Below are 16815 nucleotides of genomic sequence, written 5' to 3'. Positions count from 1 at the left end.
CGTTCGGGTATGATCATTTAACCCCCTAGCAATTGGCAATATCCGCTCTGCGTCCACAAACATCAACCGTTCCATCCCGTGAGTCGTAACGTATCACTAGCTGAGCGCTGTTTCGGTTACCGGTGTCACCACCGGCACGATAGACATAGCTACAGACTTTATTGCCAGTATGTCGATAAGACCGGTAGTCTGCGCCATTGGTTGTGGATACGGAAGGAGGGGCATCAAGTATCCCTTGCCAGACTCCCACGCACCCGGCATTGCCGATGCCTATATTTTCGTTGCCATTGCCTTTTGTCGTGCCAATCGGGTAGCCGATATTATTCGTGTCAACGGTACCGTCACCATACCCTGCTAAGTTTTGTACGCGCGTCGAATGCCCAGCAGCTCTAAAGACAAGCCTAACGGTATCAACACCTACCTTCAGTGAACCAGCGATATAGTTTGCGTTGCCGAGTTCGGCCTCTGCTCTTAAGTCTGAATATCGGGACAGTGCGAACATACTTAGAATAGAGAGTATGGCGATAACGACGACGAGTTCGATTAGCGTGAACCCAGTACTGAGGCGGGTATTTGTATTGCGGTGTAGTATCAATTTAGCCTCAAGTGATTTGAGCAGATTTGTTCCAGCTTTTGCCGGTCGATGGGTTTTGCCAGGTGCCCCGTTGCCCCCATGGAGGTGCAGTATGATACATCTTCTGGCGAGGTATTGCCTGTTACCATATAAACAGGCGCATTGTTCCCGCCACTTCGCAGTGTGGTTAGGGCGTCTATACCTCCCATTATGGGCATTTCCATATCCAGTAGAATCAGGTCAAATGAGTGATAGCTGGTTTGCTCTATCGCTTGTGCGCCGTCTTCTACCGCCATGACCTCAATACTTTCGCTCATTTTTTCAACTTGCCGCTTAAGCAGTTTTAAATTTACCGGGTTGTCATCGGCAATCAATACATGGCCTTTGAGTTGGTATGGCTTTTCTGGCAGGTACTGCTTCAATACGTGATAGAAATACTTCCGGTCGAAGGGCTTGGCAATAAAATTAACAAAGCCGATATCCCGGTAGCGCTTAAGCTGGTGTTGCATTACGTTGGCGGTGAGGGCGATGATAGGAATGTTGCAGCCTTGCGCTTTAAGTTGAGCGGCCGCCTCTTCGCCGCCCATTTCGGGCATTTGAATGTCTAGAAGAATTAAATCAACCTCAGTTTCTGCAACTTTCTCAAGCGCTTCAATACCATTACTGACGATGGTGATGTCGACGCCCATTCTTTTCAGAATATGGGTGATCAGCTTCTGGTTTTCGAGGTTATCTTCTGCAACCAGCACTTTGCCTTCCAGCTTGGTTTTGTCGATTTGTTCACCCGCGTACTCATCTGCACGCATCTCGTTCTCAAGGTCAATTTTATTTTGAAACCATGTCGCGTCAGACAAGTTGCCCGGATGTATGGCCAGCACAAACTCGCTCCCTAAACCTGGCTGACTGTCAACGTAGAGCTCTCCATTGAGCAAACTGGCCAGCTGCTTTGAGATATAGAGCCCCAAGCCCGTGCCGCCGTATTTGCGAGTGGTTGAGCTGTCAGCTTGAACAAAGGGCTCAAAGACGCGTTTCTTTTGCTCTGGCGTTAGACCAATGCCTGTATCTTTAACTTCAAAATAGAGTGTATCGGACTCCTCTTCGTAGCGTATTAAAATGTTAACCGAGCCATGCCGGGTAAACTTTACGGCGTTACTGGCCAGATTAAACAGTATCTGTTTGACGCGAGTAGGGTCTGAGACGAAAAACGAGGGAAGCGGAAAGATCGGTGAAATATTGAACAATAAGCCTTTTTCTTCAGCTTTTATACTTATATGAGCTTTCAGATCACGAATCAAGCTGACTAACGGTACGACTAAATGTTCGACTTCGAGTTTGTGCGCTTCAATTTTGGAGAGATCGAGTATGTCGTTGATGATGGTAAGAAGATGCTTGCCGCTTCGAATGATGGTGTCAACAAAATGCTGCTTTTCGTCTGCTGTTAGGTCATCATCACGCAGCGATTCAGAGTAACCGATAATGGCGGTCATCGGTGTTCTGATTTCATGACTCATATTAGCCAGGAAATGGCTTTTAGCGGCTTCAGAGGTCTCAGCTGCCTGTTTTGCCATTAATGCTGCATCACTGGCTCGCTGAGCCTCTTCAAATAGCTGCGAGTTGCGGATTGCGGTGCCGACTTGCACCAGATAATTCGATATTCTTTTTATCCCTTCTTTGTTGATGTCGAGAGGGGTTTGGTAGTTGACGAACCCTAAGCCTCCGATCACCTTATTCTCTACCGACAGAGGGAAATAAATAATACTCTCTGATGGTTTTACGGTGTACAGCCTCTGGTCTATTGGCGCGCCGACTTTAGCGACATCATCTGCGTTGACTTGCTTGATATAAATCGGTTTATTTTCCAATATCGGCGACACAAAAATGCTGTTCCGATCTTCTGTGAGCGAAAAGGTCAGCCCTTCGAACTGGGCATGTTCATAGGGGCTGAGAGACTCGCCATAGCTTTTTATGACTGATAAGTGCTCTTGATCATCATCCAGCAGGGTGATGTAGACCTGCTCAAATGGGTGCAGTCGGCTTAAGGCCTGCACCACTCTATCCATGATTTTATCGAGTTCAAGGTGAGCGTTAACGGCATAAGCAAGTTCACTGGTCTCCTGCATCTGTTCTGCTTGCTGAGATAGCTTGCGCTGGGCTTTGACTAAATTGGTATTAATTTTATAGACCGTAACACCGAGCGAGAGGCTATAGCCGATAAGGCCAACAGCCGCGACGATGGTTCCTGCCAGTGGCAGTGTTTCCTGGTAGTGAACGCCAACGAACACTGTTCCCAGTGCGGCTCCGGCAATAAGGGTTATCAGGCATCTGATCAGCAGTTTAAGGCCGCCAGACGCAAAGCTGCTCATGACCGTGCCACCAATGAAAACGGTTGTGGCCAAGGGGTTAAAGCTCCAGAGTGAAATACAGAACCCGTATAGCGCTGCATCCACCAGGCTGACTCCCTGTTCGTGCTTTCTGGTCGTCGAAAATAGGTAAACCAGATGAGGGTAGACCAGTGTGTGACTTATGATAAACAGCCAGAGTAGCAGGTTATCAACATCAAAAAACAGCGACAGATGTATGCCCAGCACGATCATACAAGTAGTTGCCCTCAGCGGGTATGCGACCCGGACAATTCTCGCTTTAGGGCGGGAGTAGGAAGTGTTTTCAGGCATTAATTACTCTAACAATTATTGGCTGGTTTACTGAGTATAGCAACGGCTCGCATTATTAGAAATTTGAACGTGTTAGAAGAGAAAAAGCAAAAAAAAAGCGGTAACATGATGCCGAACGTTAATCATGTACCGCTATACGATAGGGCTAAAGTAGGGAGGCCCTGATTGGAAATCGTCGAGTAGAACAACATAAACGGCCTGAAGGTTTATGTTGTTTCACTCTTTCGAAAAGATGAGTCTATATTAAGAGCAATGGGGGCGTAGTGTAATCGTCCGTAGGGCGTATTAGGGGAGTAAAAAGGCGTATTTTGGGATGGAAAGCCTTGAGCTACCAGTTATCAGGGCGTTTGAACTTAAATAGCAGCGGTGCATTTTTACCTGACTTCAACCTTGGTTCGCCATTGTTATCCAATATTATGTAGATACTATTCCCTAAACGTGCAATACCCTCTGCCAAACCATAGTGACTGTTCTCGAACCTGAATTCAGGCGACCTTTCTGTTGCATGGTAGCTCCAGCAGGCTTCTGCTCCCCAATGCTCATAGTTACGGCGACAGACCCTGAAGAAGTTACGTTCTAACGTATACAGTTTGGGAGGCTGGTCGTTTGGCCCATGCTCAAGCCATAAACCGGTAAAGTCGGCATTTAGCGGGCTTATTACGCCTTCATTTTTTATCACTTTAAGTTTATCAATAATTGTTAGTGGTACTTCTCCTTTGACCCGCAATAGCCCTCTGGGCTCACGTTCCAGTGCTATCGTTATGTCATCTGAATGGACTGTAATGCCCTCAAAACCGGTATTTAGTCTAGTTGCGAAGCCTTGTTGCTGTATTTCACTAAAAAGGCCCGGTGTTACCCAGTTGGCGTTGCCTTTAAGGTCAATTTTGGCGACCGCAGAGAGTGATTCGCTGGCGAGAAAAAGCGAGTAATGGCTGTCACAGTGAACGCCTTCCCAGTCAAAACGCTTATCCGTCCATTTGAGACCCCAATCCGCCAGCTGCTCCTGCCATCTTGAGTCATCGGGTAGCGCATTGAGCAAATTCATTTGTCGGTAGGTTTTGATTTGAGTTGATGGGGCGTTCAGCAATGGAATGGTAAAAATGCGGTGGTTATGGCGATCTGACACCATTACCAGATCATTCCCGCAGAATGAAAGCCCAGACGGCTGCAAATTGTCGAAACCGGCTAGCTCCCAGTATTGCTCAAGTGCTAACTCATCGGCAGAAGCCTGAGGCAGCAATATAACGGAAAACAAAATATTAAGTAGATAGCGCATCGGCTCTTCTTTTCGGTTTTCGGTTTTCGGTTTGTTAAGGCGCACCAATACTTGATGATCGTGCTAAACAGTCTGCCACTGAAGATTTCTGTTAGCAAAGGCTGCGCCTTTATCACCTTTAACGATAACAACGCTGTTTTTTAAACGATCATAATTTAACCAGTTTCTTGACTAAAATGCTCAAGTTTCCAAGACTAAGAGAGTACCTTTATAAAAACAATAGATAGAGGAAGTGAGTTTATGAGCTTAGGACATACTGTTGGGCTATTGACCCATCCAGATCAAGAGTGGGAAGCAATCCGTGAAGAGCATGAGTCTGTCAGTAAACTCTACCTCTCACATGTATTTATTTTAGCATTTCTCCCTGCTGCGGCAGCCTATTACGGCACCACTCAGGTAGGCTGGCAAGTCGGTGGAAGTGAGGTCGTGAAGCTCACTTCGGGAAGTGCGCTACAGCTCTGTGCGCTGTTTTATCTGGCAACCCTTGCAGGCATTTATATGATCGGTCGTGCAATTGACTTTTTTGCGGTGACTTACGGCGTAGGAGAGCATGAGCACAATGGCGTTATTCTCGCGGCATATACCGCGACACCCATGCTGATTATGGGGATTGTAGCCGTTTATCCGGTGCTGTGGGTTAATATGCTGGCCGGTGTTGCGGCGGTGGCCTATTCGGTTTATCTCTTGTATGAGGGGTTGCCTATTCTGATGAAGATTCCCGAAGAGCGCGGGTTTATGTTCGCAACCTCTGTGCTCACTGTGGGCTTGGTAATGCTGGTTGGGCTACTGGCGATTAGTGTTGTTGTCTGGAGTATCGGTGTTGGCCCGGTATATGTGAGCTGAATGGCACTGACTTAACAAAGAATGACCCGCACTGTCATTCCCGCGCACAAGGTGAATTGCGAAGCAGGAGAGAGCACTCCGGGGTGGGCGGAAATCCATTTTGAACGGAGTCTACAGATCTATGGACCCCCGCATTCGCGAGGATGACAAGCTTAACTCTTTTTACGAAGGTAGGTTGCCCTGCCTTCTCTTCACTTATTTTCGTAACGATTAAGGTCGAACCAGCCTGCTGTGATGGGGGCTTGCCGCATGTAGTCCTTGTTTAGCCAGTCGTTAAACGCCCAGAATCGGGTGTCAGTTCGCCTTATGCCGTAACTCCGTATAAAGCGATCTTCATCTTCTGCGGTCTTAATCGATGTGAGCTGGACTATGAAGTCGGCTAACTGAGCTTCATTGACCTGATAGTAGAAATTCGGGTAGCTGCCAATATAGCCAGGTATTACGGTCAATGTATCGTTTTCTGGCTCTAACCTTGAGTCCTCATTAAACAGGTAAGAGATATTTGTATGAGCGCGGTTGTGTATAAGCGAGTAGCTTACGGCTTTTTCATCAGCCCGTGATGAGATGACCTTTAAGTATGCCAGGTCAGGTATCGGTTTGAGCGTATGTCCTGTTATGCTGGCCAGCTGCTGCATGTGCGGAAAAATGCGCTTTTCAAGATCCGAGGTTTCTCCTGCTGAGCAGGCGTTTATATTGCCGTCTCCCATACACCGGTTGATCGGGTCGGTTAGGTCAAGTCCTGCAAACTGGTTTTCGATATAACCCAATAGCTCAGTTTTGTACTCTTTGGTTTGATATCGCACGCGTGATTCCCGCTCGGTGCCTGTCAGCGGATTATCGAAGTAGCTGATAATGTTGGTTCCGACGCCTCGGTACCAGCTATCTCTCATTGGTTTTCGCTGGTCGGATGGCAGGAAGTCAAGGAAGTTGTTTTCAGATTCCATCCTCAGGTAATCCATGTAAAGCCGGGTTGATAGCTGGTGGCCAACATTGCCATATACATTAAATCCTGCGACCAACAGGTAGTGAATACGCTCGAATATTGGGTAATCGATAATCCACACGGTCTTGGGTTCGCCGCCCTCAAACCCTTTAACAACCGTCGCACTATCAAAATGCCTGAAGATGGTGAGTGCCGCGTTATCATTGGGTATAGGGTTGCCAGCGGCATCTTTCAGGTTGTCGTTGCGGCCATTCCAGATACTGCCCAAGCTGTTTTCGACACTGTTTTGATAACGTTTATCGAGGTAATCGTTTTTTGCCTGGCGGTAACGCTTCTGAGCTTGTGCAAACCTGAACCAGATATTGGTTGGGTTGAGCGTATCTTCCTTTGCAGCCGGGAGCCGAAGGTTTTTTGCTTGCTGCGCAAGAAATACAGAATCATGGCTAACAGGGTCTTTGTCGGGGTCTAGAAACATTGCCCAGAAATGGTCATCAATGACGTTGAGCGAGATCTGACCACGACAAACAGGTCCTTTGATAAACCCGCCAATAAAAAACTGGGCTTCATCGAGTAAAAAGGTGTACTTCGATTTTGCAGGAATTGCCGCAAATGACCTAAATGGGTTAGATGCAACTTTCGGCTCGTAGGATGGCAGAGATTCAACCTTATAGTCGGGTTCGAGAAACAGCTGCTTGAATCGCGCCATACGCTTATCACTAAGTTCATAAACCAGATGTGTTTTGTCTACGATGGTTGCTTTAATCGGACGCAGACGATAGTACACTCGGTCCGTGTCAGGATCATCGTAGGGTCTTACCGTGGGTACTTCATCAATCTCTTCACCGGGAGGTGTGTAAGATCTCACCAGTTTGAAAAACTCTCGGTCTGGGCTGTTTTTGAAATGAAGATGGCCCAGGAATAGATGTTCATAAAGATAACGTGAAACCAGCTGCTGCTTGAGTGACGAGCCATTGAAGAACTTTTCCCACTTGCGGGCAGCGTTTTGTGACTCATTTGAAAACGGTGCGGGTGGTTCGAACTTTGCTCCTTCGTAGAGCCATTGGTTGATGGTTGAGAGTTCCTGAACATTTAAACCCGGTAGCCCGAATGGCATTCCCCAGAGCGGGTTTTTCTCCTCATAGTAATCAAACTCTTCGATAGTCGGGCATTGTTGATTCCGGTTAAGGCTAAGGTCAAATGTTTCGGGGAGAGGTTGGGGGGAGCCGCCATGGTCAGACAGCGGGTTGATGAACTTTTGGTTCAATACCCGAAAAAGAAGCGACCCCATTAGATCAGCCTCTGCGTTCTCAATGCGTTCATTGAGGATGGGGTAGAAGCCTTTCTCTCGCCATTTTTCGGTGCTTTTCGCATCGATAAACAGACGGGTTGGCTCCATTGCCGTCAACCGGCCACCATCATAAACCAGCTCTTTGTTGGCGCCACGATCAATACCCTCGTAAGAGGTCAGCTTCTGCTGGCAAGGCGCGTCATTGCAGGCATGGCAAGCGACACATCGAGAGTCGAGAATCGGTTTGACGTCTTTAATAAAAGAGACATGCCCTTTGTCGACTCGCCCTTGAAACTCACTCCAGCCAATGGTGCGATCTTTTATTTCAGCAGGGCCATACAGTGCATCATAATCGGTGGTATAAATACTGGCGCAGCCGGCAACCACTAGAGCGGTCATAATGGTTAGGAGGCAATAGCGAATAAAGCGAGATGCAGGCATATTAAACTGATCGGGTAGTTAATGTATGTATGCTGAATTGTAAGGGAAAATGATAAGCAGGCAAAGAGGGGGGCTATGTTTGTATTTGAAGCGGGAATATCAGGGCACTGGGTTAACCCGGTGCCCGTTTATTATGACTAGGCTATGACGATATATCGGAATGGCTACGAACAAGGTCGATATTTGCCCTTATGAATTTTCACATTATTAATGAGCATGTTGTCTGAGCTCCTTTTGAATGTGTTTTCTCCTACTTTTTCGTAGCTGCTGCATGAATAGGGGCGACCATAAACCGAGGTGCAAAGCTGTCCGTCTTCAACCTTCCAGTTGCCAATATAGTGAGTATAGCTGCCCTGCTGTTCCATCTTCCGTTCTCTGCCGAAAATTTTACCGCCCTCTTCGTAATATTCGTAAAAGACGTTGCGGCCACACTCGCCAGCCGTTTTATAATTTGCCTCCAGCGTATTTCCTATGAGCAGTTTGGCAGCCGCGTTTCCCTGATATACTTCCGCCGCCTGAGTTGCCGATGCCAGAACTGATAGCAGTACAAGTGATAATATTTTGTTCATTATCCGTCTCCTTAATGTGATGATAAAAACACCTCTTAAGTGGTATTTTATGATGTTGAATAAACCGGATATTGATACAAGTCACGCCTCAATAAGTGCCTTATAGGTACTTACCACTACATAAATGATCAAACAACGTCATTGAAAGGCGTGCATTGAGGCTCCACATACGGGAAGTTGCTGCTGGCAAAGGCCAGTGGTTCTATAAGTACAGGGTAAAAGCAGGCACAGGGTAAAAACAGGTGTTGTTTTTATATTTTTTTAATACGCGGCTTAATATTCCGGTAAAATGCCAGCTTTCCATTCACCATCAATTTGTAAACGAACTTATCAATGAACTACGCAGCCATCCAAGATGCTTTTTTCAGGCTCAAAAGTAATAGACTATTTGAGCTGTTTGTTATTTTTATCATTATCGTGTCGGCGCTTGAAATTGGTGCCAAAACCTATCAGTTGCCCGATTCAGCTGTTTCGTTCACCCAATTTCTTGATCTGTTTATAACGCTGTTCTTTCTGGTTGAAATCACCATTCGTTTTATTGCCGAGCCTCATAAAAGGGAGTTTTTTAAAAGTGGCTGGAACGTGTTTGATACATTGGTGGTGGTGATTAGTTTAATCCCCATTAATGACTCTGAGATGGCTTTGCTTGCCAGGTTAGTCCGGGTGTTTCGGGTACTCAGGATGGTCTCGGTCATTCCAGAGCTGCGAATTCTTATTAACTCGTTAATCAAAGCACTGCCACAACTTGGGTATGTCATGCTGCTGATGTTCATTATTTTTTACATCTATGCAGCGATTGGCAGTTTTTTGTTCAACACAATCAACCCCGTACTGTGGGGAAATATCGCTATATCGATGTTGACGCTATTCAGAGTGATGACGTTTGAAGATTGGACTGATATTCAATACGAAACGATGGAAGTCTATCCGATGAGCTGGGTATTTTACCTATCGTTTATCTTCTTCACCGCGTTTGCTTTCTTAAACATGGTGATTGGCATTGTTGTTAATGTAATGGAAGAAGAACATGCGAAAGCTCGGGAAATTGAACACGAGGGAGAGCCAACGCTTGTAGACCTTCATTGCGAGATAAGAGAGTTAAAGAAAATGATAGTGGATATGCAAAAGAAACAATGATTTAACGCAAACTCGCTAGATTGCGTATTGAGTCAAAGCCCATAATAAATGCGCAGTATTAATGTGCACCTTATTATGGGTTTTTTATTAGCGCGCAGCCTGCAAAGCGGGAGAGCTCTTTAGAGCTAAAATCAAATGTTGATAATTTAGTTAGCGCGATATATAGTGCTTTTTCTTTGGTTTTTTGCGTCTATGTTGTGTTTTTTGTTTGAACAACATCGTAGAACTAAGAGGGAATCCGGTGAGAATCCGGAACTGACGCGCAGCGGTATTGGGGAACGAACGCGACACGAGTGGCAGACACTCAGGCACTGTTTATGGGTACTGGTAGACCCTAATTTTGGTACTAGAAGCACCTTAAACAGCAAGCCGTCGCTGTAGGCGATAAAGCAATATGCTTTTGATGGCCCCTAAGTCCGAAGACCTGCCCAAGATCTCGTCACGATGAACTTAACCATTGTGTTCCGAGAAACAATCATACCTTCGCGAATAAGGTAATGAAAATGTATTCCTACGTTTTTGTTTTTTGTGTGCCTGACGGTTATGTCATGCCGCCCTTTTCGCGAAGTTATTGTCTTTTTACGCGAATTAAAAACAAAGGCGCTTTATCATGTCTTCAGAATTATCTGCTCAAGAGAGTACTGACTCTCCATTAGCAAATCCCGATGCGGTTAGTTTATTTCAGGTCATTAAACGCAATGGCCAAGCTGTTCCTTACCATGATGCGAAAATCGCTACCGCTATAACCAAAGCCATTCTGGCGGTTGAAGGCAGTTCTGCCTCCGGCTCAACACGGGTCAAAGAAACCGTCGATGCACTGACGCACTCCATTAGCGCAAGCTTCTTCAAAAATAAGCCCGAAGGCAGTGCTATCCCTATTGAAGAAATTCAAGACCAGGTCGAATTAGGCCTGATGAGACAAGGGCTGCACAAAGTGGCGCGAGCGTATGTCTTGTACCGTGAAGCGCATAGTAAAACTCGAGAAGGTGATGCTGAAATATCTGCTCACACTAAGACCACTACACACTCCAACATTAAAGTATTGAATGCAGATGGGTCAGAATCGCCGCTTAATATAGGCCGAATCAAAACCATCATTTATGAAGCCTGTTCAGGCTTAGATGATGTGAATGCCGATGACTTATTCGAGAACGCACAAAAAAACCTCTATAACGGCATAAAACAAAAAGATATTGCCACCGCACTGATTATGGCAGCGCGTACACGTATAGAAGAAGAGCCTAATTACGGTTATGTCAGCGCAAGACTACTGTTGGATTCGATGCAACAAGAGGCTTGCCGCTTTTTGGCTGTAGAGCCGCCAAGCTCTTTTAAAGATATGAAAACCCTTTACGTCGACTTACTCCGTTTGACGCTTAATAAAGGGGTTGAACTAGAAATTATGTCGGCGGATTTACTTAATTTTGATATCAAGCGTTTGGCTGAAGCGATGATGCCAGAGCGAGATTTTCAATTTACCTACCTTGGCCTGCAAACCCTGTATGACCGTTATTTTGTTCATTGGCGCGAAACTCGATTTGAACTGCCCCAAATTTTCTTTATGCGGGTATCGATGGGCCTGGCGCTTTTAGAAGATGACCCGACCGAGCGAGCTATTGAGTTTTATCACCTGTTGTCGTCTTTTGATTATATGTGCTCGACCCCGACCTTATTTAATGCGGGTACTAATCGACCTCAGCTTTCATCTTGCTATTTGACCACCATCCCCGATGATCTAGCGGGTATTTATGATGGCATGAAAGATAACGCACTGCTGTCGAAGTGGGCGGGTGGCTTAGGCAACGACTGGACGCCAGTACGAGCATTGGGCTCTCTCATCAAAGGCACTAATGGCCAGTCTCAAGGTATTATCCCCTTCCTGAAAGTGGTTAATGATACAGCGGTTGCGGTCAATCAAGGGGGCAAACGCAAAGGCGCTGTATGCGCTTATTTGGAAAGCTGGCATCTCGATATCGAAGAATTCTTAGAGTTGCGTAAAAATACCGGTGATGAGCGACGCCGAACTCACGATATGAACAGCGCCAACTGGATTCCTGATTTGTTTATGAAGCGGGTATTTGAAGATAAAGATTGGACCTTATTTTCACCTAACGACACACCCGATTTGCACGATCTATACGGCCAAGCGTTTGAAACCCGTTATCAAGAGTATGAAGCGATGGCAGCAAAGGGTGAGATGCGCTTGTTTAAAACGATTTCGGCCAAGAGTCTGTGGCGCAAGATGCTTTCAATGTTATTTGAAACAGGTCACCCTTGGATTACCTTTAAAGACCCTTGCAATATACGTTCACCTCAGCAGCATAGTGGCGTTGTTCACTCGTCCAATCTGTGTACAGAAATCACCCTTAATACCAGTGAAGATGAAATTGCCGTCTGTAACTTGGGCTCGGTCAATTTGGTGAACCATATTCAAAATGGCGAGCTAGATGAGGCGCATCTACAGAAAACCATCAAGACTGCCATTCGTTTGCTCGATAACGTGATCGATATTAACTACTACGCAGTGCCACAAGCGGAAAATGCCAATTTACGTCATCGCCCGATAGGCATGGGGATTATGGGGTTTCAGGATGCGCTCTATGCCTTAAAACTCCCTTACAGCAGTGTTGAAGCGGTTCATTTTGCCGATCAATCAATGGAACTTATTTCATATTACGCCATAGAAGCCTCTGCAATATTGGCCAAAGAGCGGGGCGCTTATGAGAGTTATGAGGGGTCATTGTGGAGTCAGAGTATTTTGCCTATTGATTCACTCAAGCTGCTAAGTTCAGAGCGCGGTGATCATTACTCTGTGTTTGATGAATCGACGCAACTCAATTGGCAGCCGGTTAGAGATTTAATTAAAGAACACGGTATGCGCAACTCGAACGTCATGGCTATTGCCCCAACGGCAACGATCTCCAATATTGTTGGGGTCTCGCAATCGATCGAACCGAGTTATCAAAACTTGTTCGTCAAATCGAACTTATCCGGTGAATTTACCGTGGTGAACCCCTGGTTGGTCGATGAGCTCAAAGCTTTGGGCTTATGGGATGCAGTGATGATTAATGACCTGAAGTACTACGATGGCTCACTTCAGCATATTGAACGTATTCCTGAGGTGATCAAAGCGCGCTTTTCGACCGCCTTTGAAATTGACTCACGCTGGTTAATTGAAGCGGCCTCACGGCGTCAAAAATGGATCGACCAAGGTCAAAGCTTAAATTTATATATGCCAGAAGCCTCGGGAAAACTACTCGACAACCTCTACAAAACAGCCTGGACACGCGGCCTGAAAACAACCTACTACCTCCGTTCGTTAGGTGCTACCCATATGGAGAAAACCACCAGTGACGCAAGCCAAAGAACTGTCGCTGAAAGCAGTTCTATCAATGAAGCTAGTGCAAGTGACCCTGCACCTGAAAGCACTGACTTTGAATTAAACCAGGCGGCTGATGCGCCCCAGTTTTGTTCAATACTTGACCCTGAATGTGAAGCTTGCCAATAGCCATTAATTAACTGGAGAACCATCATGAATACACCTAACTGGGACAACCCTTTAGCCGCTGCCATTCCATCAAAAGCATCGGTTATTTTTGAAGAACAGGGTCAGACAATAATCGATAATATAAGTGAGCTGGCAGAAGCATTGCCCCCCGTGAATCCAGGCGATAAACGTGTGGTCAACGGGCTGACGGATGTAAACCAATTAGCGCCGTTCAAATACCCTTGGGCATGGGAGTTTTTCTTGAACGCCAATAAAAACCATTGGACACCTTTAGATATCAACATGTCGCAAGATGTTCACGACTACAACCATAAGCTTACGGTTGAAGAGAAGCATGTGTATGAAAATGTTCTCTCATATCTCACCACCTCTGACATTATGGCGATGCGTAATATCGGTCTTGCAGTGATGGAGAAAATGACCGCACCGGAGCTACAAATTTACCAAGCCCGACAAGTCTATGAAGAGGCCATGCATACCTGGACGTATCAGCACTGCATTGAAACTATCGGTTTAGACCAAGGCGAAATCTATAACCGCTACCGTGTTGTACCTGCTATTTATCGTAAAATAAAGCTCGCCAACACTCGTTTAGATTCAGTTATGCGCAGTGATATTAACTTGCGCAACCGTGACGATCTCGAGCAGTTCGTCATGGCGTATATTTTCTTTGCCGGTATCTTTGAGGGCTGCTGGTTCTATAATGGATTTAGCCCTATATTTGCGTTACAGCGTAGAGGTCTGATGAAGGGCACAGGCGAGCAGCTGCAATACATCATGCGAGATGAAGTGTTGCATTGTGCGTTTGGTATTCGTGTCGTGAATCAGATTATAAAAGAAGAAAATTTACCGTTAGACCCAAAAGCTATTCAAACAATGTTTGAAGAAGCGGATGCCGCAGAGCGATCTTATGCAGACTATATCTTAAAAGATCCGATTCTGGGTTACTCTGCTGAAGAGCATAAAGAGCAGTTCAGGTTTATCGCTAACCGAAGAGCTAAACAGCTAAAGCTTGTGCCTCCCTTTCCCAATGCCAAGAGCACCTTGCCTTGGTTAGATGAGCAGGCCAATATGCGGAAAGAGAAAAACTTCTTTGAAACCAGGGTGACGGAGTATCAAACTGGATCATCGTTGAGCTGGTAGTTACTGTATAGCGCATAGCTTTCTGAGAGAAAGCTATGTATTCCTTACTGAGGCGGTGGGCTTTGTAAGAGAGTCTTGCTTTGACTAACCGGTGGCTAGCTGGTTTGATAACACTATACTAATGACAACAATGACTTATTTTTGAACTTCTCTTTATCAAGGAACGATCTTTATGGCTGGCAAACAGCTTATAACCTCTCTTATATACGCGCTGCTGCTATCTTCTTTAACCTTCACATGCTCGGCGGCCGACGCGACCCCATCAAGAGAAACACCGCAGAGACCTGTTATCGGTTTGGTGCTCAGTGGTGGTGGCGCTAAAGGTCTGGCGCATGTTGGCGTTCTAAAAGTACTCGAAGAAATGAAAGTACCTGTTGATATTGTGGTGGGGACGAGTGCCGGCTCAGCGGTAGCTGGGCTCTATGCTTCGGGTTTACCGGTTGATGAAATTGAAGAGCGGTTTCATCGAATGATCTGGGATAAAGGGTTTACTGATGAGTCATCCCGTGCGGACAAGTCTTTCCGTCGTAAACAAGATGACTTTGATTTTGCAACCGATCTGGTTCTAGGTGTCGATTCGGACGGTATAAAATTTCGTAAAGGGCTGATTCAAGGACAACAGCTGATGTTGCTGCTGAGCGAGTTAACGTCTCATGCTGCGCATATAGATAATTTTGACCAATTCCCCATTCGATATCGAGCGGTTGCATCTGATATCGGAACGGGAGAAACCGTTGCTGTGAGCAAAGGCAGCCTGGCGACAGCGATGCGTGCCAGTATGTCAATTCCAGGCGCGTTTCCACCAGTAGAGTATGAGGGACGTTTATTAGTTGATGGCGGAATATCAGATAACTTGCCGATAGACGTGGCAAGGGATTTGGGTGCTGAGCTTATTATAGCGGTGGATATAAGCTCTCCGCTGTTAGAGGCCGACGAGGTAAATAGTCTAGTCGGGGTCGTGGAGCAATTAACTAACTTGTTAACGCGCAGGAATGTGGAAGAACAACTCGCTAGCCTGACACCACAAGATATTTTGCTCATCCCTGACTTGCAGGGCGCCGGTTCGGGTGATTTTCAGCTTAGTGATGAAATTGTTGAAATGGGGGCGACATCAGCAAGAAATAGTGCGCTCGCGCTCAAGGCTCTCTCTATTGACGATGAGAGTTGGTTGGCGTTTCAGGAAAAGCGTACGAGGGCGGCAGAGCCAATCGGTAGTATTGACCGGATTGAAGTGGTGAATCAATCGGGAATATCGCCCGAGTTTATTACTTCTCGTATTAGTCAGCCTGTTGGAAAGCCGTTAGACCGGGAGGTTCTGGAGCATGATATCAATGTTATTTATGGCTTGGGGTATTTTGAGCGAGTGACCTACGACTTGATTGATGATAAGGGCGAGAGTGTGCTTCAAGTGAGCGCAGTTGAAAAGTCATGGGGGCCTGACTACTTGCGGTTTGGGCTTAATTTTGAAGACAACCTCACTGATGATACAGACTTCAATATCGCACTCCATTATGACCAGACCTCATTGAACAGGTGGGGGGCTGAGTGGCAAACATCATTGCAATTAGGTAGCCACCCCTTTTTGGAAACCGAGTTTTATCAGCCTATCCCGGGTTTTCTGGATTACTTTGTTGCGCTTGGAGGTCTCTATGAAGAAAGGACACTTCCCGTATTTAATCAAACAGATAAGCTTTCAGAGTGGGATATTACAGAAACCAACCTGAGCGCTGCTGTTGGGCGTGAGTTTGGCAGCAATGCTGAACTACGTGTTGAATATATATTAGGTAAAGCCAATCTAAAGCTTGATGTTGGAAACGAGCCTATTACTGAGTTAAACGAAGATGTAGGCAGTATATCGACGTCGTTTACCTACGATTCGCTTGATAAGCTATTTCTCCCACATGAAGGGGTATTTTTTCATGCAGAATGGGAAGCATCCAGACAGGACTTGGCGGCTACACTTGACTATGACAGAGTTGCAGCGTTGGTGGGCGGCGCTTATACGGTCAACCGTTATACCGTTGTAGGTCGTTTAAGCGCTGCAAAAATGGTAAGAGATCAAGCGGCGCTAAGTAATCTGGTTTCACTGGGGGGGCTGTTTAATTTATCTGGTTATAGCCGTGATACGTTTGTCGGCCATGATGCCGCCTTGGCAAGCGTTATTGCTTATCGAGAATTTGGTGGCCCTTTTATCCCTTATATGGCCGGTTTTTCCTACGAGACAGGTAACGTATGGCAAGATTTGGACGATGCCAGTTGGGGAGATGTGTTGGACTCTTACACTGTTTTTGTTGGAAGTGATACGCCTCTCGGACCGGTAACGTTTGCGGGTAGTTATGCTGACAGTGATAACCAGGCTATCTACCTGATGCTGGGTTACGATTTTTATGCGCTTTTTTAGCCGCTTTTACTCCGACGCTT

General features: G+C 46.1%; 10 protein-coding genes and 1 riboswitch. Of the genes, 5 read left to right on the top strand and 5 right to left on the bottom strand.

Going from position 1 to position 16815, the window contains the following annotated elements:
- Positions 1-25: 25 nt before the first annotated feature.
- From MY523_RS17280 to MY523_RS17270, 3 genes are all read right to left on the bottom strand, one after another.
- A complete protein-coding gene (locus MY523_RS17280; protein ID WP_250655927.1) occupies positions 26-595 on the bottom strand; it encodes a prepilin-type N-terminal cleavage/methylation domain-containing protein in 570 nt (189 codons plus the stop codon).
- Positions 592-3246, bottom strand: coding sequence for a response regulator (locus tag MY523_RS17275; protein ID WP_250655926.1), 2655 nt, complete (start codon positions 3244-3246; stop codon positions 592-594). The genes MY523_RS17280 and MY523_RS17275 overlap by 4 nt, the downstream gene beginning before the upstream one ends.
- A 328-nt stretch (positions 3247-3574) precedes the next feature.
- Positions 3575-4522, bottom strand: coding sequence for an esterase-like activity of phytase family protein (locus MY523_RS17270; RefSeq protein WP_250655925.1), 948 nt, complete (start codon positions 4520-4522; stop codon positions 3575-3577).
- Between the two features lie 240 nt (positions 4523-4762).
- Here MY523_RS17270 and MY523_RS17265 point away from each other — a divergent pair, with 240 nt between their 5' ends.
- Entirely contained in the window at positions 4763-5365 is a 603-nt protein-coding gene (locus MY523_RS17265) for a Yip1 family protein (protein WP_250655924.1), read from the top strand.
- Between the two features lie 191 nt (positions 5366-5556).
- On the opposite strand, the gene MY523_RS17260 is transcribed toward MY523_RS17265, so the two are convergent.
- Positions 5557-8037: a fatty acid cis/trans isomerase gene (locus MY523_RS17260; protein ID WP_250655923.1), complete on the bottom strand. Its 2481-nt coding sequence runs from the start codon at positions 8035-8037 to the stop codon at positions 5557-5559.
- A gap of 164 nt (positions 8038-8201) precedes the next feature.
- On the bottom strand, positions 8202-8606 hold the full coding sequence (locus tag MY523_RS17255) for a hypothetical protein (RefSeq protein WP_250655922.1): 405 nt from the start codon (positions 8604-8606) through the stop codon (positions 8202-8204).
- Between the two features lie 333 nt (positions 8607-8939).
- On the opposite strand from MY523_RS17255, the gene MY523_RS17250 reads away from it, so the two are divergent.
- The 4 genes from MY523_RS17250 (at position 8940) to MY523_RS17235 (ending at position 16795) form a co-directional block, all read left to right on the top strand.
- Entirely contained in the window at positions 8940-9743 is an 804-nt protein-coding gene (locus MY523_RS17250) for an ion transporter (protein WP_250655921.1), read from the top strand.
- 187 nt (positions 9744-9930) lie between these two features.
- Positions 9931-10189: riboswitch (cobalamin riboswitch) on the top strand.
- A 164-nt stretch (positions 10190-10353) separates the two neighbouring features.
- Complete coding sequence (locus tag MY523_RS17245; protein WP_250655920.1) at positions 10354-13251, top strand: ribonucleoside-diphosphate reductase subunit alpha; 2898 nt, start codon at positions 10354-10356, stop codon at positions 13249-13251.
- Positions 13252-13275: 24 nt separating this feature from the next.
- Positions 13276-14394 (top strand): ribonucleotide-diphosphate reductase subunit beta, encoded by a 1119-nt coding sequence (locus tag MY523_RS17240; protein ID WP_250655919.1) that lies wholly within the window; start codon positions 13276-13278, stop codon positions 14392-14394.
- 172 nt (positions 14395-14566) lie between these two features.
- Positions 14567-16795 carry a patatin-like phospholipase family protein gene (locus MY523_RS17235; RefSeq protein WP_250655918.1) on the top strand — a complete coding sequence of 743 codons (2229 nt, stop codon included), beginning with the start codon at positions 14567-14569 and terminating at the stop codon, positions 16793-16795.
- Positions 16796-16815: the final 20 nt, after the last annotated feature.

Source organism: Alkalimarinus coralli (assembly GCF_023650515.1).
Lineage (GTDB): Bacteria > Pseudomonadota > Gammaproteobacteria > Pseudomonadales > Oleiphilaceae > Alkalimarinus > Alkalimarinus coralli.
The sequence above is the reverse complement of the archived record's forward strand: the minus strand, read 5'-3'. Positions and strand labels throughout refer to the sequence as shown.

Bases quoted from the DNA above. Each gene is read 5' to 3' on its own strand.
- MY523_RS17275 (WP_250655926.1), bottom strand. From the start codon at position 3,246: ATGCCTGAAAACACTTCCTACTCCCGCCCTAAAGCGAGAATTGTCCGG.
- MY523_RS17270 (WP_250655925.1), bottom strand. From the start codon at position 4,522: ATGCGCTATCTACTTAATATTTTGTTTTCCGTTATATTGCTGCCTCAG.
- MY523_RS17265 (WP_250655924.1), top strand. From the start codon at position 4,763: ATGAGCTTAGGACATACTGTTGGGCTATTGACCCATCCAGATCAAGAG.
- MY523_RS17260 (WP_250655923.1), bottom strand. From the start codon at position 8,037: ATGCCTGCATCTCGCTTTATTCGCTATTGCCTCCTAACCATTATGACC.
- MY523_RS17255 (WP_250655922.1), bottom strand. From the start codon at position 8,606: ATGAACAAAATATTATCACTTGTACTGCTATCAGTTCTGGCATCGGCA.
- MY523_RS17250 (WP_250655921.1), top strand. From the start codon at position 8,940: ATGAACTACGCAGCCATCCAAGATGCTTTTTTCAGGCTCAAAAGTAAT.
- MY523_RS17245 (WP_250655920.1), top strand. From the start codon at position 10,354: ATGTCTTCAGAATTATCTGCTCAAGAGAGTACTGACTCTCCATTAGCA.
- MY523_RS17240 (WP_250655919.1), top strand. From the start codon at position 13,276: ATGAATACACCTAACTGGGACAACCCTTTAGCCGCTGCCATTCCATCA.
- MY523_RS17235 (WP_250655918.1), top strand. From the start codon at position 14,567: ATGGCTGGCAAACAGCTTATAACCTCTCTTATATACGCGCTGCTGCTA.